This window comes from Bacillus sp. GMs2/2 (genome assembly GCF_050172095.1).
Classification (GTDB): domain Bacteria; phylum Bacillota; class Bacilli; order Bacillales; family Bacillaceae_G; genus Bacillus_A; species Bacillus_A cereus.
Window position 1 is genome coordinate 1 of the sequence record NZ_JBNLYE010000054.1, and the last position, 21,560, is coordinate 21,560.

Sequence of the window (21,560 nt, forward strand, 5' to 3'; positions counted from 1 at the left end):
AAGAAAATGAAATGAATGCAGATGAAAAGTTGAAAGAGTATTTAAATATTATGGTATAAAAAACTCCGTGTGCAATATATTGTACACGGAGTTTTTTTAGGAGTACTAAAACATAAAATTTTCTTGCAAATCTGATTAAAGAGTTTTTTGTTTGCTCATACTATGTAATAAGAAAGCGAAGGAGAGAGGGTGAACAACATGAGAAGAAGTCGCCGTAAATCGTTTGAAGAACTTGTAAATGAAAATAAACAACAATTATTAAGCGATCGTGAGGCAATTGATCGCATTGAAGAGCGCATTGAAAAACGTTATGAAATGAAACTTTTTAAGCAAGCTGAATAATTCTTAACACTAGTACGATACTAGTGTTAAGGAGGCGATAGTAATGGGTAATCCGAAAAAAAATTCAAAAGACTTTGCACCGAATCATATTGGAACACAATCAAAAAAAGCTGGTGGAAATAAAGGAAAGCAAATGCAAGATCAAACAGGTAAACAACCGATTGTTGATAATGGTTAAAGAAAAGGAGAATATTACATTCTCCTTTTTTATGTATAAATTTGAGGAAAGATAGGTAATTTAAGATGGTGTGTATATACAATATTAGGAGGGAAGTACATGCCAAATCCAGATAATCGAAGTGACAACGCTGAAAAGTTACAAGAAATGGTGCAAAATACAGTTGATAACTTTAATGAAGCAAAAGAAACAGCGGAACTTTCTAATGAAAAAGATCGTGCTGCTATTGAAGCAAAAAATCAAAGACGTTTAGAAAGTATTGACTCATTAAAAAGTGAAATCAAAGATGAATCTTAACAAAATGTACAAAAAGGGCTGACTTTTGTCAGCCCTTTTTCGTAATCGTAAAGTTTTCAACAAGTAAACGCCAATTTTGTGGAAATGGCAAGCCAATCTTCCAATAACTAATACCGCCAATGCCCTGCTCTTTCATTAAATTGAATTTACTTTGAATAGACCTCGCATCTTCAAACCAAACTTCATGTTGTACGCCATTTTCGTCAAAGTAATTAAAATGTGGAGCTTGAGCTGTGAAATCATAGCGGATAGGAACATTATATTTACGAGCAAGTGCAACAGCTGCGACAGAGCTAACTGCTTTTGCTGGTGGATTCCCTTGTTTGAACGGAAGTTTCCAATCGAATCCGTATAAGTTTTGCCCCATCATAATTTTTTGGGGAGGCATTTGAGATTTTGCGTATTGAAGTACTTCTTTTACAGGACCGATAGGAGAGATTGCCATTGGTGGCCCGCCCTGCCAACCCCAGTCATATGTCATAATGACGACGAAATCAACAATTTGCCCTTGCGCTTTATAATCATGGGCTTCGAAAAACTTTCCCTTTTGATTTGAACTTGTCTTCGGTACGAGAGTTGTGCTTAATGTGTACCCGCTAGGTAAGCGTGTTTTTACATTTCGTAAAAAGCGATTATACGCCTCGCGGTCTTCGGGTGCTATACTCTCGAAATCGAAATGAATGTCTCGCATGCCATATTTTTCAGCTGTTTGCAAAATGTTAGTAATAAATTTGTTTTGAATCGTTGCGTCGCGTAAAATAACCGATGTTAGATCGGCACTGAAATTACCATTTTCAATATTTGTAATAACGAGCATAGGGATTGTTTGCCCTTGCGTTGCAATATTAGCAATTTTAGCTGTTTCAGTAGGTTCTTTTAATGTGCCATCTCTTTTTGCCTCAAAACTAAAATAAGCTAAATATGTTAAAAATGGATTGATGGCACGTGTAGCATTAACTAAACTCTCTTTAATCGGTATAGTGGAAGGTTGTAAATAAGCGATGGATTCTACAGCTCGTTTTGTGCCTTTTGGTACATATAATTGTTGTCCGACATGGAGAATAGATTTTAAAGATAAATTATTAACTTTAGCTAAACTAGCGAGGGGGACATTATATGTTTGAGAAATCCGATAGAGGCTGTCACCAGGCTGTACATAATAATTATTTCCTTTCGTATTAACGATAAGTGCCTGACCAACAACGAGCGTTTCAGCGGGATTTAGTCCATTGTCTTTTACTATTTCGTCAGGTGTTGATCCATATTTTGATGCCAAGCTATATACGCTATCACCGCTACGAACCGTTACAATTTGAATCATATGCTTGCTCCTTTCGGGAAAAGATTCACTATTTTTATTTTATTTTTGATGTCACTGTATTATGATTAAATGTATGCAAGGTAGCAGAAGTGAAAGAAGGCGAATATACATATGTTTGTAGCAGAACATGAAGTTGAAATCCGTTATGCGGAAACAGATCAAATGGGTGTTGTTTACCATTCAAACTACTTAGTGTGGCTTGAGTTAGGTCGCACGAAACTTATACAAGATTTAGGTTTTTCATATGTTGAAATGGAGAAAGAAGGAATTATTTCTCCTGTGTTAGATTTACAAATTTCATACCGTAAAGCGATGCGTTACGGAGAAAAAGCAATCGTAAAAACATGGGTAGATACTGTCAGCCCACTTCGCGTTGTATATGGATATGAAATATATAATGGTGATGGTGAACTTTGTATTACTGCAAGTACGACGAATATTTGTGCGAAAAAAGAAGGGTTCCGCCCTGTATCATTTAAAAAGTTATATCCTGAGTGGTATGCGAAATATGAGGAAATTAAGAAAAAATAAAAAAGCGTGGCAGAAGCCACGTTTTTTTATTTTTCATAATTAAATTGTGGGAAGTCGTCACCTTCGTTAAGTGTAACAGATAAATTATGTCCATCGAAGAACCATTCATCATCGCCTTCAATAAAGAAGTTAATACCTTCTTCTTGAATTTGAACAGCAGGATGTGCAGGATCATCTTTACGAATCCCTAAAGAAAGTCCTTTTTGCACAGTACTGCAACCACCGTATTGTACGAAAAAGCGTAGTGTTTCATTTGATTGTAAGTTTAATTCATTTTTATACCATTGTGCTGCTTCTTTTGTTACGGAAAGATTCATGTATAGTTCCTCCAAATTATGTTGCTTTTTCTTTAGTATAAAAAATAACGCAAAAAGACGCTATTAATATGCTTCACGTTTTCTTTTTGCGTTATGTGGGTTACGATCTTATTTTTGCTTTTTTGAAAAGTTTGCTTTTGGTTCAGTTTTATTTATAATTCGTCCGATATTTGCACGGTGTTTATAAATAACCATACCTGCTAATAAACACATCGCAATAATGAAGATTTTATCCCCGCTAACAATGGATGCAATAACAGCAACAACTGCTGTTACCATAGAAGAAAGTGATACGTATCTTGTTGTAAATAAAAGGGTGAAAAATACAACAGCCAATATTGCAAAAACAACTGGTGAATAGCATAATAGCACCCCAGCAGAAGTTGCAACTGCTTTACCACCGCGGAATTTCGCGAAGATTGGATAGACATGTCCAAGAACAGCCGCTAACCCGAACCATAGTGGATGAATATCTAATCCGAAAATCATTGGTAGACTTGTTGCTAATGTCCCTTTTAAAATGTCAGCAATTGTAACGGTAAAACCTGCTTTTTTCCCTAATGTGCGGAATGTGTTTGTTCCGCCTAGATTACCGCTCCCGTGCTCACGAATATCGATTCCGTAGCCGATTTTTCCAACAACTAGTGCAAATGGAATCGAGCCAAGTAAGTAGGCAACGATAAATAAAAGATATGTAGTAACCATAAGTTCAGTCTCCTTTATTCAAATGTGTTGATAAAGGGTAAAAAGAGTTTTTCCCGTATATTGTACCATACATTTGTAAAGAGCACATTTCTTTTTTGTAAATGAAAAATTCATTATTTCGTGAAAAAAATTTCACAGTAATGTTACATTTCTCACAGAAACAGTAAGACTATATGTAGTAACATTTTAATCAAAAGATAACAACATATTGGTGGAGGGTTATAAATGTTACAAAATAATACACGTGGAGAAGAAGAATTAATGAAAGTGTTCGAGACAATAGTCCACGGCAATGAACAAGATTTAATGCAAGAAAATGCAAATGTAGACGGCCGCTCTCCAATGGGCGTAATGGGAACATTTGCATCTGAGAGTGCAAAATATTATGCTGTTGAGAATTTATTGTCAGATCAAGTGAAAAAAGCGATAAATGAAAATATATTATATCCACATGATTTAGATTTTTATGCGACAGGAACGACGACTTGTTCACAAATTCCGTTAGCGCAAATGCTTGCTAACGGTTTTCATACTGGACATGGACATATGAGACAACCGCAAGACATTAAAAGTGCATTGGCTCTTTCGTCTATTATTTTTCAAGCGAATCAAAATATGCAGCATGGTGGTCAATCGTTTGCACTCTTTGATATTGATTTAGCACCTTATGTACGAAAAACAATTGAGAGACATAAAAAACGATTACAATCATATCCGCTTACGAAAGAACAAATAGAAGAATTCGCATGGAAAGAAACGGAAAATGATACGTATCAAGCGTGTGAGGCTTTCATTCATAATTCAAATAGTATGCATAGTAGGGGCGGAGGACAAGTACCGTTTATTTCTATTAATTACGGAACAGATACATCAAAAGAAGGAAGAATGTTAATTAAACAACTTTTAAAAGCGACACAAACTGGACTTGGTAAAGGAGAGACACCGATTTTTCCGATTCAAATTTTCAAGATGAAAAAAGGTGTGAATTTTGAAGAAAGTGATCCGAACTACGATTTATTTGAATTAGCATTAGAGACAACGGCTGAACGATTGTTCCCTAACTTTTCATTTTTAGATGCTCCGTTTAATGCAGTACATTATGATGGAAGACCAGAAAGTGAAGTATGTTACATGGGATGTCGTACCCGTGTTATGTCTAATATACATGGAGAAGAAACAGCGATTGGTAGAGGGAATTTATCATTTACGTCTATTAATTTAGTGAAATTAGCGTTAATTAGTGGTTCAAAAGAAGCGTTTTTTGAAGCGCTAAACTATTATTTAGATTTAGGAATTAAGCAGCTATTAGAAAGATATGCGTATCAATGTACGAAGCGAGCAAGAGATTTTCAGTTTTTATATTCACAAGGTGTATGGCGTGGTGGAGAAACGTTGCAGCCTGAAGACTCCGTAGCCTCGATTTTAAAACAAGGGACGTTAAGTATTGGTTTTATCGGTCTTGCGGAATGTTTAGTAGCTTTAACAGGAAAGCATCATGGGGAAGATGGAGAATCATGGAAACTTGGGTATGAAATTATTTCCTTTATGAGAGATAGAATGGATAAAGCGACAGAAGAACATCAACTGAATTTCTCAGTAATTGCAACTCCAGCAGAAGGATTATCAGGGAAGTTTGTGAAAAAAGATAGAGAAGAATTTGGTGAAATTAACGGTATAACGAACCATAATTACTATACGAATTCATTCCATATTCCAGTTTATTATAACATTCAAGCGATAAATAAAATCCGTTTAGAAGGCCCGTTCCATGCTCTCTGTAATGGAGGACACATTACTTATATTGAACTAGATGGAGCAGCAATGCATAACAAAAAGGCATTAAAACAAATTGTACAAGCCATGGCAGAACATGGCGTTGGATACGGTTCAATTAATCATCCTGTTGACCGTTGTAAGTGCTGTAGTTATCACGGGGTTATTGGGAATGAATGTCCAAGTTGCGGGAATAAAGATGAGGCTAATATAGAAAGAATTCGCCGTATAACAGGCTATCTTGTAGGAGATATGTCGAAGTGGAATAGTGCGAAACGTAGTGAAGAGATAGATCGGGTGAAACATAAATGAAAGTGATGAATATTATTCATGATAGTGTAGTAGATGGAGAAGGATTGCGGACAGTCGTGTTTTTTGCGGGCTGTCCGCATCGTTGCGTTGGTTGCCATAATCCGAAATCGTGGAATATTTGCAATGGAACGGAAATGACAGTAGAAGAAATTGTGAAAGAGATTGCAAGTAATCCATTAACTGATGTAACATTTTCAGGTGGAGATCCATTTTTTCAAGCTGCTGAAGTGAAAAAGGTAGCAAAAATCGTAAAAGATTTGAAAAAAAACCTATGGATGTATACAGGTTATACGTTAGAAGAGATACAGAGTTCTCAAAATAATGATATGATAGAGTTGTTACATTATGGGGATGTTTTAGTCGATGGAAGGTTTGAAATTGAGAAAAAAGATTTAGCACTTCCATTTCGCGGAAGCTCCAATCAACGTATTATTCGATTGAAAGAGTAAAAAGGCGGGATAGATTATATGAATAAAACAGTATTGCTTGTTGAAGATGAAAGAAGATTACGTGAAATTGTTAGTGATTATTTTCGTAATGAAGGCTTTGAAGTAATCGAAGCAGAAGATGGAAAAAAAGCGTTAGAGTTATTTGCAGAGCATGAAATTGATTTAATTATGTTAGATATTATGTTACCGGAAATAGATGGATGGTCTGTTTGTAGAAGAATTAGAAAAGAATCAGCAGTACCAATTATTATGTTGACAGCACGTTCGGATGAGGATGATACATTGCTAGGTTTCGAATTAGGTGCAGACGAGTATGTAACGAAACCATTTAGCCCGAAAGTATTAGTAGCTCGCGCAAAGACGTTATTGAAACGTGCGGATGGTGCGGTAGGAGTAGCGGAAGAAAATGCTATGTCTTTAGCTGGAATAGAAGTAAATCGTCTATCTAGAACTGTTTTAGTAGATGGAGAAGAAATTATATTGACACATAAAGAATTTGAACTTCTTGTGTATTTAATGGAGAACAAAGGAATCGTGTTATCACGTCAACATTTATTAGATCAGTTATGGGGATATGACTATTACGGTGATGACAGAACGGTTGATACCCATATTAAAAAACTTCGAAATAAGCTAGGAGATAAAGCGAAGCATATCGGTACTGTTATTCGAGTTGGTTATAAATTTGAAGAATAATCTAGAACGATTTGTGTAATTTAGCCTAGGGAAATGGCGATTTTATACTCTCTTTTGAAGGTAGAATGTACAAAAAATACTTTTTTTGTCTACAATGTTAGATAGGAGTATTTTTTTAATTAGATTTCACGATGAGTTCACAAGAAGGACACAAAACGTGACTATACTGAAAATACGAATTCACCAGAGAGGGGAAATAAAACATGGGATATTACGACGGACCAAATTTAAATGAAGAGCATAGTGAAACGAGAGAAGTGAGAAAATCAGGTAGTAAAAAAGGCTATTTCTTCACAGGTTTAGTGGGGGCTGTAGTCGGAGCGGTTTCGATTAGTTTTGCAGCACCATATATGCCATGGGCTCAAAATAATGGAGCGCCAGTATCATCATTTAGTTCGGATTCAAAAGTAGAAGGTACTGTAGTTCCTGTTGTAAATAAAGCGAAAAATGAAACTGATTTACCTGGTATGATTGAAGGGGCGAAAGATGTTGTTGTAGGTGTTATTAATATGCAACAAAGTGTTGATCCATTTGCAATGCAACCGACAGGTCAAGAACAACAAGCTGGTTCAGGATCAGGTGTTATTTATAAAAAAGCAGGGAATAAAGCATATATCGTAACAAACAACCACGTAGTAGATGGTGCAAATAAACTTGCTGTAAAACTAAGTGATGGTAAAAAGGTAGATGCAAAGTTAGTAGGGAAAGATCCTTGGTTAGACTTAGCTGTTGTTGAAATTGACGGGGCTAATGTGAATAAAGTTGCAACTTTAGGTGACTCAAGTAAAATCCGCGCGGGTGAAAAAGCAATTGCAATCGGTAACCCACTAGGTTTTGATGGAAGTGTAACGGAAGGTATAATCAGTAGTAAAGAACGTGAAATTCCAGTTGATATTGATGGCGATAAACGACCAGATTGGCAAGCACAAGTTATTCAAACAGATGCAGCGATTAACCCTGGTAACAGTGGTGGTGCATTATTTAACCAAAATGGTGAAATAATTGGGATTAACTCAAGTAAAATTGCACAACAAGAAGTTGAAGGAATTGGATTTGCTATTCCAATTAATATCGCAAAGCCAGTTATTGAATCACTTGAAAAAGACGGAGTAGTGAAACGTCCAGCGCTTGGAGTAGGTGTCGTTTCATTAGAAGATGTGCAAGCTTATGCAGTCAATCAATTGAAAGTACCGAAAGAAGTAACTAATGGTGTTGTATTAGGTAAAATTTACCCAATATCACCGGCTGAAAAAGCTGGTTTAGAGCAATATGATATCGTAGTAGCATTAGATAATCAAAAAGTAGAGAATGCGCTTCAATTCCGTAAATATTTATATGAAAAGAAAAAAGTAGGCGAGAAAGTAGAAGTTACATTCTACCGTAACGGTCAAAAAATGACGAAATCGGCTACTTTAGCAGATAATTCAGCTACAAAGAATCAATAATTGAAATAAAAGAAAGTCTCTTTCATATTGAAAGAGACTTTCTTTATCGGCTATACTAAAGGAATAGGAGGGATTAATTATGACAATTGAAAACCCAACTCGTACGGAAATTGGTGAAGTGTTAAAGAAAAGCAAAACAATTGCGGTTGTTGGATTATCAGATAAGCCAGAACGTACATCGTATATGGTTTCAAAAGCAATGCAAGATGCTGGATACCGCATTATTCCAGTTAATCCAACAGTAGATGAGGTGCTTGGAGAAAAGGCAGTTTCTTCACTAAAGGATATTAAGGAACACGTTGACATAGTAAATGTATTTCGTCGCTCAGAGTTTTTAATGGATGTTGCAAAAGAATTCGTAGAGATTGATGCAGATGTTTTTTGGGCACAATTAGGAGTACAAGATGAGGATACATATAAATTTTTAAAAGAAAAAGACTATACTGTAATAATGGATCGTTGTATTAAAGTAGAACATGCGATGACAAAATAGTATAGATTTAAAGGTAGAAAGATTGATTCAGCCCTCATTATAGATAAGTAGGGCCGATGAACGAGGTGTTCATCATGAGATTTTTTAAAGGCTGTTTTTGGGGATTGTTATTTGTAATCCCATTTTGGATCTTGATCATTTGGATCATAATAAAGGTTTGGAATGTGTAATCTTGGAATACATATCCATTTCTCGTTGACAAACGATTATTTTTCTGAAATAGTAGCCTAGAGGAATCCTTGTGAGAAAACAAGGATTTTTCTATTGAAAATGGTATATAAAAGAGATAAGATAACTTGCCAAAACTATAGTCGAGGCGTTATTCTATAATAGAAACATATGTTCTGATTTTGGATTAGGAAAGGGGCAAGGAGTTTGGCGAAGCATCAGTTCCAATATAATGAAGATGCGATTCAAGTGTTAGAAGGACTTGAAGCCGTTCGAAAACGCCCGGGTATGTATATCGGGAGCACGGACAGCCGTGGATTGCATCATTTAGTATATGAAATAGTAGATAACTCCGTTGACGAAGCGTTAGCGGGATTTGGCGACGAAATTTCAGTCGTAATACATAAAGATAATAGTATTAGCGTTATAGATAAAGGGCGAGGAATGCCTACGGGAATGCATAAACTTGGGAAACCTACACCTGAAGTTATTTTAACTGTACTTCATGCCGGTGGTAAGTTTGGTCAAGGTGGTTACAAAACGAGTGGTGGTTTGCACGGTGTTGGGGCATCGGTTGTAAATGCCTTATCAGAATGGTTAGTCGTAACGATTAAGCGTGACGGAAATATTTACGAACAACGCTTTGAAAATGGCGGTGTTCCTGTAACGACGCTTGAGAAAATCGGGAAGACGAAAGAGTCTGGTACTACGATGCATTTCAAACCAGATACAACGATTTTCAGCACAACAAATTATAATTATGAAACATTATGTGAGAGATTACGTGAATCTGCATTCTTATTAAAAGGAATGAAAATCTCAATAAAAGATGAACGAAATGATTTAGAGGATGTATTTCATTATGAAACGGGAATTGAAGCTTTCGTTTCATATTTAAACGAAGAAAAAGATTCCATTCATCCAGTTGTATATTTCACTGGTGAACAAAATGGAATTGAAGCAGAACTAGCATTTCAATTTAACGATGGCTACTCAGAAAACATTTTATCGTTTGTAAATAACGTACGTACAAAAGATGGTGGAACACACGAAGCTGGATTTAAAACAGCGATGACGCGTGTGTTTAACGAGTATGCTCGTAAAGTAGCACTATTAAAAGAAAAAGATAAAAACTTAGAAGGCACAGATATTCGTGAAGGTGTAGCGGCTATCGTTTCGGTACGTGTACCAGAAGAAGTGCTTCAGTTTGAAGGGCAAACGAAAGGGAAACTAGGTACAAGTGAAGCGCGTTCTTCAATTGATGCCATTGTATCTGAGCATTTAGCATACTTTTTAGAAGAAAATCCTGATGTAGCTACACTTCTTGTGAGAAAAGCAATTAAAGCAGCACAAGCCCGTGAAGCAGCCCGTAAAGCAAGAGAAGAAGCGCGTAGTGGTAAGAAAAAGAAAAAATCAGAAGGTACGTTAAGCGGGAAATTAACACCTGCACAATCACGTAACCCGCAAAAAAATGAACTGTACCTAGTAGAGGGTGACTCTGCCGGTGGTTCTGCGAAACAAGGACGAGACCGACGTTTCCAGGCCGTATTACCGTTACGTGGTAAAGTAATTAATACAGAAAAAGCAAAGCTTGCTGATATCTTTAAAAATGAAGAGATTAATACAATCATTTATGCGATTGGCGGCGGTGTAGGAAATGAATTTGATGTTGAAGATATTAACTACGATAAAGTTGTAATTATGACCGATGCCGATACGGATGGGGCTCATATTCAAGTATTGTTATTAACGTTCTTCTACAGATATATGAAGCCACTTATCGAAGCTGGTAAAGTGTTTATCGCACTTCCTCCTTTATACAAAGTAAGTAAAGGAAAAGGTAAGAGTGAGGTAATTGAATACGCTTGGTCAGATGAGGAATTAGACGGTGTAACGAAAAAAGTTGGAAAAGGCTATATGTTACAACGTTATAAAGGACTTGGTGAAATGAATGCGGATCAATTATGGGAAACAACAATGAATCCTGAAACGCGTACATTAATTCGCGTGAAAATTGATGATGCAGCAAGAGCAGAGCGTCGCGTTACAACATTAATGGGCGATAAAGTAGAACCGCGCCGTAAATGGATTGAACGTAATGTACAGTTTGGTATGCAAGAAGAAGGAAATATTTTAGAAAATGAAATGATTATGGAGACGGAGGTGGAATAACATGCAAGCAGAGAAGTTTCATGACCTCCCGCTTGAAGACGTGTTAGGTGATCGCTTTGCACGTTATAGTAAATATATTATTCAAGATCGTGCACTTCCAGATGCACGTGATGGCTTAAAGCCAGTACAAAGACGTATTTTATATTCTATGTATGTAGAAGGTAATGTACATGATAAAGCGTTTCGTAAATCAGCTAAAACAGTAGGTAATGTTATCGGTAATTATCATCCACATGGAGATTCCTCTGTATATGAAGCAATGGTACGCTTAAGCCAAACTTGGAAAGTACGTAATGTTTTAGTTGAAATGCATGGTAATAACGGTAGTGTTGATGGGGACCCAGCGGCAGCGATGCGTTATACGGAAGCTCGTTTATCACCAATCGCATCTGAATTATTACGTGATCTTGATAAAGAAACAGTTGAATTCGTGTCAAACTTTGATGATACGAGTGAAGAACCGGTTGTATTACCAGCAGCGTTCCCGAATTTATTAGTGAACGGATCTACAGGGATTTCCGCTGGTTATGCAACAGAAATTCCTCCGCATCATCTTGGAGAAGTTATTGATGCTACAATGATGCGTATTGATAAGCCAAATAGTACTGTTGATGATTTATTAACAGTTATGAAAGGACCAGATTTCCCAACAGGCGGTATTATTCAGGGGATTGATGGTATTAAAAAGGCGTATGAAACAGGTAAAGGTAAAATTATTATTCGCGGAAAAGCAGAAGTTGAAACAGTGCGCGGTGGGAAACAACAAATTGTAATCACTGAAATTCCTTACGAAGTGAATAAGGCAAATCTTGTGAAGAAAATGGATGAATTACGTCTAGATAAAAAGTTAGATGGTATTGCTGAAGTGCGTGATGAGACAGATCGTACTGGTTTACGGATTGTTGTTGAATTAAAGAAAGAAGCAAACGCCGAAGGTATTTTAAATTATTTATATAAAAATACAGATTTGCAAATTCCATATAACTTTAATATGGTAGCGATCAATAATCGTCGTCCAACACTTATGACATTACCGAAAATTTTAGATGCTTATATTGGACATCAAAAAGAGGTTATTACGAGACGTTCGCAATATGAATTAAGAAAAGCAGAAAATCGTCAACATATTGTAGAAGGTTTAAAGAAAGCATTATCGATTTTAGACCAAGTAATTGAAACAATTCGAGCTTCAAAAGATAAACGTAACGCGAAAGATAATTTAAGTGCAAAATTTGGCTTTACAGAAGCACAGGCAGAAGCAATTGTTTCCTTGCAATTATATCGCTTAACGAATACAGACATTACGGCGTTACAAGAAGAAGCAGATGAGCTTAATAAGAAAATTATTGAGCTACAGGCAATTTTACAAAGTGAAAAAAGATTACTTCAAGTAATTAAAACAGATTTAAAGAGAGTTAAGAAAACATATAGTGATGATCGACGCGCGATTATTGAAGATCAAATCGAGGAAATTAAAATCGATGTAGAAGTTATGATCCCACAAGAAGATGTCATCGTTACTGTAACGAAAGAAGGATATGTGAAACGTACTGGATGGCGCTCACACAATGCCTCAAACGGCAAAGACTTCGGTATGAAAGAGGGTGACATCTTACTTGAACGATTCGATACGAATACGACAGAGACAGTCCTCTTATTTACGAATAAAGGAAACTATATATATCTGCCAGTATACGAAATGCCAGATATTCGTTGGAAAGATTTAGGTCAGCACGTTGCTAATATCGTTTCACTCGACCGGGATGAAACAATCATTTGGGCAACGGTTGTACAGAACTTTGAGGAAGAAAAACGATTTATCGTATTTGTAACAAGAAATGGTATGATAAAGAAAACAGAATTAAATCAATATAAAGTTCAGCGTTATTCAAGGGCATTCGTTGCTGTAAACTTGAAAAAAGATGATGAAGTTGTCGATATATTTGCGACAGATGGAACGAGTGATATCGTTCTTGCTACACACGGTGCATATGCACTTATTTTCCATGAAGATGAAGTAAGTCCAGTCGGTGTAAGAGCTGCTGGCGTGAAAGCAATTAATTTAAAAGAAGATGACTATGTCGCTTCTGGTAAACCGTTAAATGGTGACAAAGATCAACTTATTCTCGTAACACAGCGTGGTGCTGTAAAACGTCTAAAAGCATCAGAAATTGAAAAATCAACGAGGGCGAAACGAGGTCTTGTTATTTTCAAAGAATTAAAACGTAATCCGTACCGCATTGTCGGTATTGAAATTGTTCGGGACGATGAATTAGTTTACATGAAGACAGAGAAAAACATTGTAGAAGAGATTGATCCGAAAGCGTATCGAAATAAAGACCGGTATAGTAATGGCAGCTTAGTGCTAGATGTTAATGATACTGGTGAAGTAGTAGAAACGTGGACGAAGAAAAGACCAGAATAAAGAGGGCATCTTGCTATGAATAATAGCAAGATGCTTTTTTCTAGGCAATTTATTATGTAAATAATAATAATCTTGTTATAATAACTCAATGAAATCGTTCTCATAAAGTGAAACTTTAATCAATGGGGATTTTCTTTATCCACACTGATTATTAGTTGAACCAATCGGGCTTTAACAAGCAGTTGATTTCTCACCTAATTCCTTAGCTTTCGCTGAATTTTTGGTTAGGAATCTTACTGCCTGTTAAAGCGGGACAAATGGAGGGGCAACATGAAAAAAATAGGTGTAGGGATTGTAGGATTTGGTTTTTCTAGTACGACATTTCATATCCCACTATTACAAACGATAGAAGAATATGATATTCGTGCTGTATTATCCTCAAAAGAAGAGGTAGTAAAAGAAACATTACCAAATGCTAATGTTGTTAGTACAATTGATGAATTGGTGAAGCGAGCTGATGTTGACTTAGTTGTTATTACATCACCTAATACAACTCATTTTCCATATGTAAAAGAAGCAATTTTAAACGGTAAGCATGTTGTTGTAGAAAAACCATTTGTTGTCTCAATTGAAGAAGGGGAAAAGCTTATTTCATTAGCAGAGCAGCATAATATAATGTTAAGCGTATATCATAATCGTCGTTTTGATAATGATTTCTTAACAATTAAGAAATTGTTAGGAGAAAACAGAGTAGGGAATGTATACGCATATGAATCGAATTTTGATCGTTTCCGTCCACATGTACGTGATCGATGGAGAGAAAAAAATCTACCAGGCTCCGGTATATTATACGATTTAGGGTCGCATTTAATTGACCAAGCGTTATCAATATTCGGGAAACCAGATGCGATAAGTGCAGATGTAATAAAACAACGACCAGGTGCAGAGGTGGATGATTATTTCCACATAGTACTTCATTACGGAGTTAAACGTGTCATTTTACGTAGTAGCAGTTATGTGAAAAAAGCTGGACCGCATTTTATAGTGCATGGAGAGAAAGGTTCTATCGTGAAGTACGGTATGGATTCGCAGGAAGAGCAATTAAAAAATGGAATGAAGCCAGGTGATAACGGTTATGGAGTAGACGATGAAGAGAATTTTGCTACTTTAGAAACAGAAGAAAACTTAGAGCGTATTCCAACAGAAGTCGGTTGTTATGACAATTATTATAAAGGTGTGCGAGATAGTATATTAAATGGTGAGAAACTACCTGTAACAGCAAAAGAAGGTTTAGATGTTATTAAACTGATTCAATTAGCGATTGAAAGCAGTGAAAAAGGTAGAGTCATTTCTATAAAATAAAAAGACACGAAATTCGTGTCTTTTTATTTTTGTGGAACAGAAAGACCATAGAAGAACATAGTGACTATATCTTGTATATGTTTTTCGCGATTTCCTTCAAGAAGTTGTGCCCCAAAATCATCACCTAATTTAGTAAACATTTGAATGTAAAGTAACATCATTTCTTTAGTAAGGTGTGGATTAATTTCGTTTTTGCGCTGAGCTCGTTCTAATATTTCTAAATACCAGGGCAAGATTTTTTCATTTTGATAACTATAAATAAACTTTCGGAGTTCTTCGTCCCTTTGCATCATTTGCAGTAACATATCAGGTTGAAATAACCCGCCAGTATTCATTTTTCTTACAATCATTTTTTGCATCATATCATGAAAAGGTAATTTTTCTTCTGCAAGATCTTTATAATATTGAAATTCAGATATGATAAATTCTTGTATAAGCTCCCTAAATAACGCATCTTTACTTCCGAAATGATTATAAATTGTAACTTGAGAAACGTTGGCTTCTTTTGCGATATGTTCTATTTTCACTTCATTAAATCCACGTTCTGAAAATAATACGAATGCTGCTTCTTTAATGGCACGTTTTTTCTTTTCTTTTACTCTTTCAAAGCCGTTCAATGCAATCACCTCACTTAAAATATACAAGAAAAAATAATGGAAAACAATAATTTTGAAATATGAACTAATAAATATTTCAAAAAGTTGTTGCGAATATGGAAGATGAGGAGTACAATAATTTTGAAATATCACATATTAAATATTTCAAAAAATGAGGTGGAATTATGATTTCAGTTCAAGATGTCACAAAACAGTTTTCGAATGGAAAAGGTTTGTTTCATATTACATTTGATGTAAAAAAGGGAGAAGTATTTGGTTATTTAGGCCCAAATGGTGCTGGAAAATCAACGACGATTCGTAATTTAATGGGATTTATAAAACCGACAGCTGGTAAAGCGACAATTTTTGGATTAGATTGTTGGAATGAAGCAGCGAAAATTCAAAGGGAAGTTGGTTATCTACCGGGTGAAATTTCTTTTATTGAAGGAATGAACGGATTAGAGTTTTTAAAATTAATGCAAGGAATGCGTGGATTAAAGGATACAAAAAGACGAGATGAACTAATAGAGCGTCTGCAATTTGATGTGAAAACACAGATTCGCAAAATGTCTAAAGGAATGAAGCAAAAAGTAGGGATAGTCGCTGCATTTATGCACGATCCAGAGGTGTTAATTTTAGATGAGCCAACATCTGGACTTGATCCACTTATGCAGCAAGTGTTTATAGATTTAATATTAGAGGAAAAGCAAAGAGGAAAAACAATTCTTATGTCTTCGCATATTTTCACTGAAATTGAGAGAACTTGTGACAGAGTAGCTATTATTAAAGATGGTCGACTCGTAACGGTTGAAAATATTCACGATTTACAAAGTATGAGAAGACAGGTGATAGATGTAACAGTATCATCACAAGAAGAGATTGAGTCTCTTACAAAGTGTAATTTGCAATTTGAAGCGGTAAAAGGCAGAGAGGCATCTATCATTGTACAAGGAAACTATCAAACTGTTTTACAAACACTTTCAAACTACAATGTAACGGCACTTCAAACGAGAGCGATGGATTTAGAACATTTATTTATGCATTATTACGATAAGAAAGAAGGAATAACGCATGAATAAGCAATTATTTTTAGCTAGTTTGAAAGAAACACAAAAAAGTATTTTGAGTTATGCGTCTGGTGCAGCTTTATATCTGTGGTTATTAATTTGGATATTCCCGTCAATGGTATCAGCAAAAGGGCTAAATGAATTAATAGGTGCCATGCCTGATAGTGTGAAAAAAATCGTTGGTATGGAAAGTCCGATTCAAAACGTAATGGATTTTCTAGCGGGCGAATACTATAGTCTATTGTTTATTATCATTTTAACAATTTTTTGCGTAACAGTTGCGACACATTTAATTGCTCGTCATGTAGATAAAGGAGCAATGGCATACTTGCTAGCAACGCCTGTATCTAGAGTACGAATCGCAATTACGCAAGCGGCTATTCTTATATTAGGACTACTGATTATTGTAGCGGTTACGTATGTAGCGGGTATAGTAGGTGCTGAATGGTTTTTAGAGGATAATAACTTAAATAAAGAATTATTTTTGAAGATAAATGTAGTCGGAGGGCTCATATTTTTAGTCGTTAGTGCCTATTCATTTTTCTTTTCTTGTATATGTAATGACGAAAGAAAAGCACTAAGTTATTCAGCGAGTTTAACTATCTTATTTTTCGTATTGGATATGGTAGGGAAGTTAAGTGATAAGTTAGAATGGATGAAAAACCTATCATTATTCACGCTGTTTCGTCCGAAAGAAATTGCTGAAGGATCATATAATATATGGCCGGTAAGTATAAGTTTAACTGCTGTAGCGCTTTGTATTTTTATCGTAGCGATTGTAGTATTTAGGAAGAGGGATTTACCGTTATAGAGTAGAAAGTCCACTGAGAAAGTGGGCTTTTTTTTATTTGTAAATTTAAACTAGTATGTTTATTGCATCCTTATAAAGGATATTTATCTTTTTAATTAAAAAAATATTCAAAAAAGTGAACCTTTTTCTAGGTTCATACGTCTAATATATGTAAAGTTAAATTGGAAGTGATGAAGTGAGGATGAAACAGGAGGAGCGATTGTGAAAGTAATCCCTTTATATAAAATGATTATAAAAGAAGAAACGGATGTTTCTTTAGCGAAAAAAGGTGATCATGAAGCCTTTATAGCGCTTATACATACAGAAAAAGTGAAGATGTATCGAATAGCAAAGGCGATGTTACGTGATGAGACAAATATAGAGGATGCGATACAGACAACAATTTTAAAAGCCTATGAAAATATAAAAAAATTAAAAAAGGAAGAATTTTTTCAAACTTGGTTAATTCGAATACTAATAAATGAGTGTAACAATATTATTAGAGCGTATAAAAATGTAATTGTGACAGAAGAGAATGATTACAATATGAGTGCGTGTGATCAGTATGAAGATATAGATTTGTGTAATGCGATTCAATCGTTACATGAAGAATTAAGAGCTGTTACGGTGCTTTATTACTATGAAGACATGAATCAAGAGAGTATAGCAAAGCTGTTAGAAATACCGAAAGGAACAGTGAAATCAAGATTGTCACGCGCGAGGGAACAACTACAAAAACGATTAAAGATGGAATAGGGGGTGTAAAGGATGGATAATGAAAAATTATTTGATGAGAAATTAAAAAAGAGAATAAAAGATGAAAATGTTATAGTACCTCCAGAGTTAAATGAAAAAATTAATGGCACGCTACATAATCTTAAGGTAAAAAAGAAGAGTTACAAAATTCATATGATGATAATTAGTGCAGCGGTTTGTATACTTTCAGTGGTATCTATGTCTGAGTTTTCTATACAAAGTTTTGCGCAAAATGGTGGAGTATTTGAATATGTAAAGAAAAAAGCGTTTTCTGATTATGAAAATGAAGAAGAAATAAAATCGAATGTACATTATCCAGATAAAGAAAAGATTCATCAAAAAATGCTAGATTCTATTGATTATTTTAAAAATATTTCAGGACAATTTGAGGAATATTCTAGCTCATCAAGAATTGCTACAACATATAAGTATGCGATTGATACGGAGAAACAAAGAGGTATCTCTTCGAAAGAAGATAAACTAGCGAAAAAACGAACAATTATATATAACGAGGGCAAGAAAAAAGAGTTTGATGATGAGAAGTATACCTATAAAGAGACAAAATGGAACCCGAAAGGAAGAAACAATGAACTATTAAAATTAAATCCTACGGAAAGGTTAGTGAGAAAATCAGATGAGAAAAAGAGATATGATGATGAATATGTAGGGCTAGCTAAATATAGTATTCAATCAGAATTCGCAGATTTGTTAATTCGATATAAAGATTGGAATTATAAAGAAACGAAATATCTTGGATTAGATTGTTACAAAATTGAAGGAGTTATCAACATAGAGGTGCCTGTTAGCACCTCTGAAGATTTAAGAGGGAAATTCGAAATGGTTGTGGAGAAAAATACAGGGATTATGTTGAAATTTCTTAGTTTTCAAGAAGGCTTGATTCAATATTCAGTTACGACTGAATGGATACAAATAGATAAGGGATTGAAAGAAAGTATGTTTCAAAAGGATAGCGCTAAATATGAAAAAATGAAAAACATATTGGGTGAATAGAAACAGGAGGAGAGTAAATGGGGAATCATTCATCTTTAAGAGAAGAGAAAAATAAGCAAAAATATAAAAAGAAAACGATAGTAAGTTTACTACTGGCGGTATTACTATTTGGTGGAATTGGCTATGGAGCCTATGTATATATGAAAACTTCTAGTCTCGTACAAAAATCTAATTTGAATTTAGCACGAGGCGAAAAATCCAATTTACGTGAGAAATCTGTAAAGCCAATTGCAAATCATGTTTCACTTTTAATTATGGGAATTGATGAAAATCAAGAACGACAAAAGGAATATAATGGTGCATTTCATACAGATGCATTATTGTTAGCGACTTTTAATAAAGACGATAAAACAGTGAAATTAACGAGCATACCGCGTGATACATATACATATGTTCCAGTTGAAAAGAAAAAAGATAAAATAACCCATGCATATGGAAGTGGTTTCGTTAAAAATGGTAAAGATGGAGGACCGCAAGCTTCTGTGGAAGCGGTAGAAAAATTGTTACAGGTGCCTGTTGATTATTTTGTGAAATTTAATTTTGGTTCCTTTACTAAAATTGTTGATGGGTTAGATGGTATTGAAGTGGATGTCCCAGTTGAATTTACGGAGCAAAATAGTAAAGATGAACCTGATGCGATTCATTTGAAAAAAGGATTACAAAAATTAAATGGGGAAGAAGCACTTGCACTAGCAAGAACGCGCCATATTGATAGTGATGCAATGAGAGGACAACGCCAACAACTTGTTATTGAAGCGATTTTAAGTAAATTAAAAAGTGTAGGATCGATTACGAAGTTAGAAAAAATAGTTGAGGCGGTTGATGGTGATTTTAAAACAAATTTAGTAATGGATGATATTTTATCTTTTTATAAATACGGTTTAAACGGTTCAGTTGAAAAAATACAATTAGCTGGTGATGATTTATACTTACCTAATGGCCCAAACGGGCAACGTGTATATTATTATAATCCTAATAAAAAAGATCTACAGAGTTTGAGTAATACTCTTAGAACACATCTAGGATTAAGTGAAAAGCAAATTGAGGAGAATTAAAGCAGACGAAATGTCTGCTTTTTTATTTTTGTCTAATGGTATGACATTTAGTTTTTAATGTTATATACTATTTTAAAATTTTAGTTAATAGTGTAACATAATAGTAGGGTTCAAGTTAAGTAGCAAGGGGGCTACCATATAGAATAAATGTTATTGCTTAAAATAGTTTGGGAGAAATGAAAATACAGGGGAGTAGCAAAAATGAGAATTGCAAAGAATTTAACATTCCAAGTTATTGTGGCCATTATTTGTGGTATTGCAGTAGGGGCAATTTGGCCGAGTGTTGGACAACAAATGAAGCCAATTGGTGAAACATTCATCAATATGATTAAAATGGTTATTGCACCGATTATCTTTTTAACAATTGTACTCGGTATTGCAAGTATGGGAAGTATGAAAAAGGTAGGCCGTGTTGGTGGGAAGGCACTACTATATTTTGAAATTGTTACAACAGCTGCTTTAATTATTGGTATCATCGTAGCAAATGTTGTGCGTCCCGGAGATGGATTAGATCCCTCAAAACTAAAAGGCGGAGATGTTTCACAATATGTACAAAGCGGGCAAGAAATGAAATGGATGGATTTCTTTTTACATATTGTGCCGTCTAACATGTTTGAAGCATTTGCAAAAGGTGATATTTTACAAGTGTTATTCTTCTCCATTTTATTCGGCGCAGGATTAACGATGTTAGGGAAAAATGGACAACCGGTTATTGATTTTTTTGAAAGATTATCGAAAGTATTTTTTAACATTTTATCAATTGTAATGAAATTAGCACCGGTTGGAGCATTCGGTGGGATGGCATTTACAATTGGGAAGTATGGTTTAAGCACGCTCATACCACTTGGTAAATTAATGATTTGTGTATATGCGACAATGGCATTATTTGTTTTTATTGTTTTAAATTTTATTTGTAAACTGTACAAATTTAGTTTGTGGAAATATTTAGCGCAAGTTTTTCACGTCGATCTTTCACTAGGTCAACAATTAACTATAATAGCTATTTTGTTAGTTACATTTAAAGGAGCAGCAGCAGTAACCGGCGGGGGATTCATTGTACTAGCATCTACTCTATCTGCAATGAATGTTATCCCATTAGAAGGTTTAGCGTTATTACTTGGTGTAGATCGTTTCATGTCAGAAGCACGTGCTATCGTTAATTTAATTGGTAACGGTATTGCAACTGTAGTTGTTGCGAAAAGTGAAAATGAATTTGATGATGAGAAGTATACGAGAGTAGTAGAGGAAATGAAAAGAGAGAAAATGGTCGGGTAAAAAGTCAGCTTTGCTGACTTTTTTATTTTTGTAGAAAAGATGTTTTTAGATATATGCATTATTTATTAGCAATAATTAACAAGT

Annotated in this window: 22 protein-coding genes; 18 read left to right on the forward strand and 4 right to left on the reverse strand. The window is 35.0% G+C overall.

Features of this window, described 5'->3' with window-relative positions; translation table 11 throughout:
* The first annotated feature begins 198 nt into the window (after window positions 1–198).
* From ACQGS6_RS10140 to tlp, 3 genes are all read left to right on the forward strand, one after another.
* A complete protein-coding gene (locus tag ACQGS6_RS10140; RefSeq protein ID WP_001254703.1) occupies window positions 199–342 on the forward strand; it encodes an FbpB family small basic protein in 144 nt (47 codons plus the stop codon).
* A 43-nt stretch (window positions 343–385) separates the two neighbouring features.
* On the forward strand, window positions 386–520 hold the full coding sequence (gene sspN, locus ACQGS6_RS10145; RefSeq protein ID WP_000527987.1) for an acid-soluble spore protein SspN: 135 nt from the start codon (window positions 386–388) through the stop codon (window positions 518–520).
* A gap of 99 nt (window positions 521–619) precedes the next feature.
* Entirely contained in the window at window positions 620–817 is a 198-nt protein-coding gene (tlp, locus tag ACQGS6_RS10150; RefSeq protein WP_001133511.1) for a small acid-soluble spore protein Tlp, read from the forward strand.
* A gap of 28 nt (window positions 818–845) precedes the next feature.
* On the opposite strand, the gene ACQGS6_RS10155 is transcribed toward tlp, so the two are convergent.
* Window positions 846–2,138 (reverse strand): glycosyl hydrolase family 18 protein, encoded by a 1,293-nt coding sequence (locus ACQGS6_RS10155; RefSeq protein ID WP_000614861.1) that lies wholly within the window; start codon window positions 2,136–2,138, stop codon window positions 846–848.
* 111 nt (window positions 2,139–2,249) lie between these two features.
* Here ACQGS6_RS10155 and ACQGS6_RS10160 point away from each other — a divergent pair, with 111 nt between their 5' ends.
* Window positions 2,250–2,669 (forward strand): acyl-CoA thioesterase, encoded by a 420-nt coding sequence (locus ACQGS6_RS10160; protein WP_000495812.1) that lies wholly within the window; start codon window positions 2,250–2,252, stop codon window positions 2,667–2,669.
* Window positions 2,670–2,695: 26 nt separating this feature from the next.
* Here the strand turns inward: ACQGS6_RS10160 and ACQGS6_RS10165 are convergent, their stop codons facing one another.
* Window positions 2,696–2,986 (reverse strand): HesB/YadR/YfhF family protein, encoded by a 291-nt coding sequence (locus ACQGS6_RS10165; protein ID WP_001054453.1) that lies wholly within the window; start codon window positions 2,984–2,986, stop codon window positions 2,696–2,698.
* A gap of 108 nt (window positions 2,987–3,094) precedes the next feature.
* Window positions 3,095–3,691 (reverse strand): glycerol-3-phosphate 1-O-acyltransferase PlsY, encoded by a 597-nt coding sequence (plsY, locus tag ACQGS6_RS10170; protein WP_000258974.1) that lies wholly within the window; start codon window positions 3,689–3,691, stop codon window positions 3,095–3,097.
* A gap of 225 nt (window positions 3,692–3,916) precedes the next feature.
* On the opposite strand from plsY, the gene ACQGS6_RS10175 reads away from it, so the two are divergent.
* From ACQGS6_RS10175 to ACQGS6_RS10210, 8 genes are all read left to right on the forward strand, one after another.
* Window positions 3,917–5,776 (forward strand): anaerobic ribonucleoside triphosphate reductase, encoded by a 1,860-nt coding sequence (locus tag ACQGS6_RS10175; protein ID WP_426965097.1) that lies wholly within the window; start codon window positions 3,917–3,919, stop codon window positions 5,774–5,776.
* The gene (gene nrdG, locus ACQGS6_RS10180; RefSeq protein WP_000867077.1) at window positions 5,773–6,225 is read left to right on the forward strand and encodes an anaerobic ribonucleoside-triphosphate reductase activating protein; all 453 of its coding nucleotides are present in this window, start codon (window positions 5,773–5,775) and stop codon (window positions 6,223–6,225) included. Before ACQGS6_RS10175 ends, nrdG begins: the two co-directional genes overlap by 4 nt.
* Before the next feature lie 18 nt (window positions 6,226–6,243).
* Entirely contained in the window at window positions 6,244–6,921 is a 678-nt protein-coding gene (locus tag ACQGS6_RS10185) for a response regulator transcription factor (RefSeq protein WP_001044679.1), read from the forward strand.
* Window positions 6,922–7,124: 203 nt separating this feature from the next.
* Window positions 7,125–8,366: a S1C family serine protease gene (locus ACQGS6_RS10190; RefSeq protein ID WP_000542641.1), complete on the forward strand. Its 1,242-nt coding sequence runs from the start codon at window positions 7,125–7,127 to the stop codon at window positions 8,364–8,366.
* A 79-nt stretch (window positions 8,367–8,445) separates the two neighbouring features.
* Complete coding sequence (locus tag ACQGS6_RS10195; RefSeq protein ID WP_000151387.1) at window positions 8,446–8,859, forward strand: CoA-binding protein; 414 nt, start codon at window positions 8,446–8,448, stop codon at window positions 8,857–8,859.
* Between the two features lie 375 nt (window positions 8,860–9,234).
* Window positions 9,235–11,199, forward strand: a complete 1,965-nt coding sequence (parE, locus tag ACQGS6_RS10200) for a DNA topoisomerase IV subunit B (protein ID WP_001062202.1) — start codon at window positions 9,235–9,237, stop codon at window positions 11,197–11,199.
* Window position 11,200: 1 nt separating this feature from the next.
* Window positions 11,201–13,624: a DNA topoisomerase IV subunit A gene (parC, locus tag ACQGS6_RS10205; RefSeq protein WP_001147465.1), complete on the forward strand. Its 2,424-nt coding sequence runs from the start codon at window positions 11,201–11,203 to the stop codon at window positions 13,622–13,624.
* Between the two features lie 270 nt (window positions 13,625–13,894).
* Window positions 13,895–14,926 carry an oxidoreductase gene (locus tag ACQGS6_RS10210; protein WP_000719770.1) on the forward strand — a complete coding sequence of 344 codons (1,032 nt, stop codon included), beginning with the start codon at window positions 13,895–13,897 and terminating at the stop codon, window positions 14,924–14,926.
* Between the two features lie 23 nt (window positions 14,927–14,949).
* Here the strand turns inward: ACQGS6_RS10210 and ACQGS6_RS10215 are convergent, their stop codons facing one another.
* Window positions 14,950–15,552, reverse strand: a complete 603-nt coding sequence (locus tag ACQGS6_RS10215; protein WP_118043338.1) for a TetR/AcrR family transcriptional regulator — start codon at window positions 15,550–15,552, stop codon at window positions 14,950–14,952.
* A gap of 155 nt (window positions 15,553–15,707) precedes the next feature.
* Here ACQGS6_RS10215 and ACQGS6_RS10220 point away from each other — a divergent pair, with 155 nt between their 5' ends.
* The 6 genes from ACQGS6_RS10220 (at window position 15,708) to ACQGS6_RS10245 (ending at window position 21,476) form a co-directional block, all read left to right on the forward strand.
* The gene (locus tag ACQGS6_RS10220; protein WP_000626582.1) at window positions 15,708–16,601 is read left to right on the forward strand and encodes an ABC transporter ATP-binding protein; all 894 of its coding nucleotides are present in this window, start codon (window positions 15,708–15,710) and stop codon (window positions 16,599–16,601) included.
* Entirely contained in the window at window positions 16,594–17,400 is an 807-nt protein-coding gene (locus ACQGS6_RS10225; RefSeq protein WP_001041436.1) for an ABC transporter permease subunit, read from the forward strand. The genes ACQGS6_RS10220 and ACQGS6_RS10225 overlap by 8 nt, the downstream gene beginning before the upstream one ends.
* Before the next feature lie 201 nt (window positions 17,401–17,601).
* On the forward strand, window positions 17,602–18,135 hold the full coding sequence (locus tag ACQGS6_RS10230; protein WP_000864723.1) for an RNA polymerase sigma factor: 534 nt from the start codon (window positions 17,602–17,604) through the stop codon (window positions 18,133–18,135).
* Window positions 18,136–18,147: 12 nt separating this feature from the next.
* A complete protein-coding gene (locus tag ACQGS6_RS10235; RefSeq protein ID WP_000368244.1) occupies window positions 18,148–19,146 on the forward strand; it encodes a hypothetical protein in 999 nt (332 codons plus the stop codon).
* Between the two features lie 17 nt (window positions 19,147–19,163).
* On the forward strand, window positions 19,164–20,201 hold the full coding sequence (locus ACQGS6_RS10240) for an LCP family protein (RefSeq protein ID WP_000526734.1): 1,038 nt from the start codon (window positions 19,164–19,166) through the stop codon (window positions 20,199–20,201).
* A gap of 201 nt (window positions 20,202–20,402) precedes the next feature.
* Window positions 20,403–21,476 carry a cation:dicarboxylate symporter family transporter gene (locus tag ACQGS6_RS10245; protein ID WP_426965098.1) on the forward strand — a complete coding sequence of 358 codons (1,074 nt, stop codon included), beginning with the start codon at window positions 20,403–20,405 and terminating at the stop codon, window positions 21,474–21,476.
* The last annotated feature ends 84 nt before the right edge of the window (window positions 21,477–21,560 follow it).

Bases quoted from the DNA above. Each gene is read 5' to 3' on its own strand.
- ACQGS6_RS10140 (WP_001254703.1), top strand. From the start codon at position 199: ATGAGAAGAAGTCGCCGTAAATCGTTTGAAGAACTTGTAAATGAAAAT.
- sspN (WP_000527987.1), top strand. From the start codon at position 386: ATGGGTAATCCGAAAAAAAATTCAAAAGACTTTGCACCGAATCATATT.
- tlp (WP_001133511.1), top strand. From the start codon at position 620: ATGCCAAATCCAGATAATCGAAGTGACAACGCTGAAAAGTTACAAGAA.
- ACQGS6_RS10155 (WP_000614861.1), bottom strand. From the start codon at position 2,138: ATGATTCAAATTGTAACGGTTCGTAGCGGTGATAGCGTATATAGCTTG.
- ACQGS6_RS10160 (WP_000495812.1), top strand. From the start codon at position 2,250: ATGTTTGTAGCAGAACATGAAGTTGAAATCCGTTATGCGGAAACAGAT.
- ACQGS6_RS10165 (WP_001054453.1), bottom strand. From the start codon at position 2,986: ATGAATCTTTCCGTAACAAAAGAAGCAGCACAATGGTATAAAAATGAA.
- plsY (WP_000258974.1), bottom strand. From the start codon at position 3,691: ATGGTTACTACATATCTTTTATTTATCGTTGCCTACTTACTTGGCTCG.
- ACQGS6_RS10175 (WP_426965097.1), top strand. From the start codon at position 3,917: ATGTTACAAAATAATACACGTGGAGAAGAAGAATTAATGAAAGTGTTC.
- nrdG (WP_000867077.1), top strand. From the start codon at position 5,773: ATGAAAGTGATGAATATTATTCATGATAGTGTAGTAGATGGAGAAGGA.
- ACQGS6_RS10185 (WP_001044679.1), top strand. From the start codon at position 6,244: ATGAATAAAACAGTATTGCTTGTTGAAGATGAAAGAAGATTACGTGAA.
- ACQGS6_RS10190 (WP_000542641.1), top strand. From the start codon at position 7,125: ATGGGATATTACGACGGACCAAATTTAAATGAAGAGCATAGTGAAACG.
- ACQGS6_RS10195 (WP_000151387.1), top strand. From the start codon at position 8,446: ATGACAATTGAAAACCCAACTCGTACGGAAATTGGTGAAGTGTTAAAG.
- parC (WP_001147465.1), top strand. From the start codon at position 11,201: ATGCAAGCAGAGAAGTTTCATGACCTCCCGCTTGAAGACGTGTTAGGT.
- ACQGS6_RS10210 (WP_000719770.1), top strand. From the start codon at position 13,895: ATGAAAAAAATAGGTGTAGGGATTGTAGGATTTGGTTTTTCTAGTACG.
- ACQGS6_RS10220 (WP_000626582.1), top strand. From the start codon at position 15,708: ATGATTTCAGTTCAAGATGTCACAAAACAGTTTTCGAATGGAAAAGGT.
- ACQGS6_RS10225 (WP_001041436.1), top strand. From the start codon at position 16,594: ATGAATAAGCAATTATTTTTAGCTAGTTTGAAAGAAACACAAAAAAGT.
- ACQGS6_RS10235 (WP_000368244.1), top strand. From the start codon at position 18,148: ATGGATAATGAAAAATTATTTGATGAGAAATTAAAAAAGAGAATAAAA.
- ACQGS6_RS10240 (WP_000526734.1), top strand. From the start codon at position 19,164: ATGGGGAATCATTCATCTTTAAGAGAAGAGAAAAATAAGCAAAAATAT.
- ACQGS6_RS10245 (WP_426965098.1), top strand. From the start codon at position 20,403: ATGAGAATTGCAAAGAATTTAACATTCCAAGTTATTGTGGCCATTATT.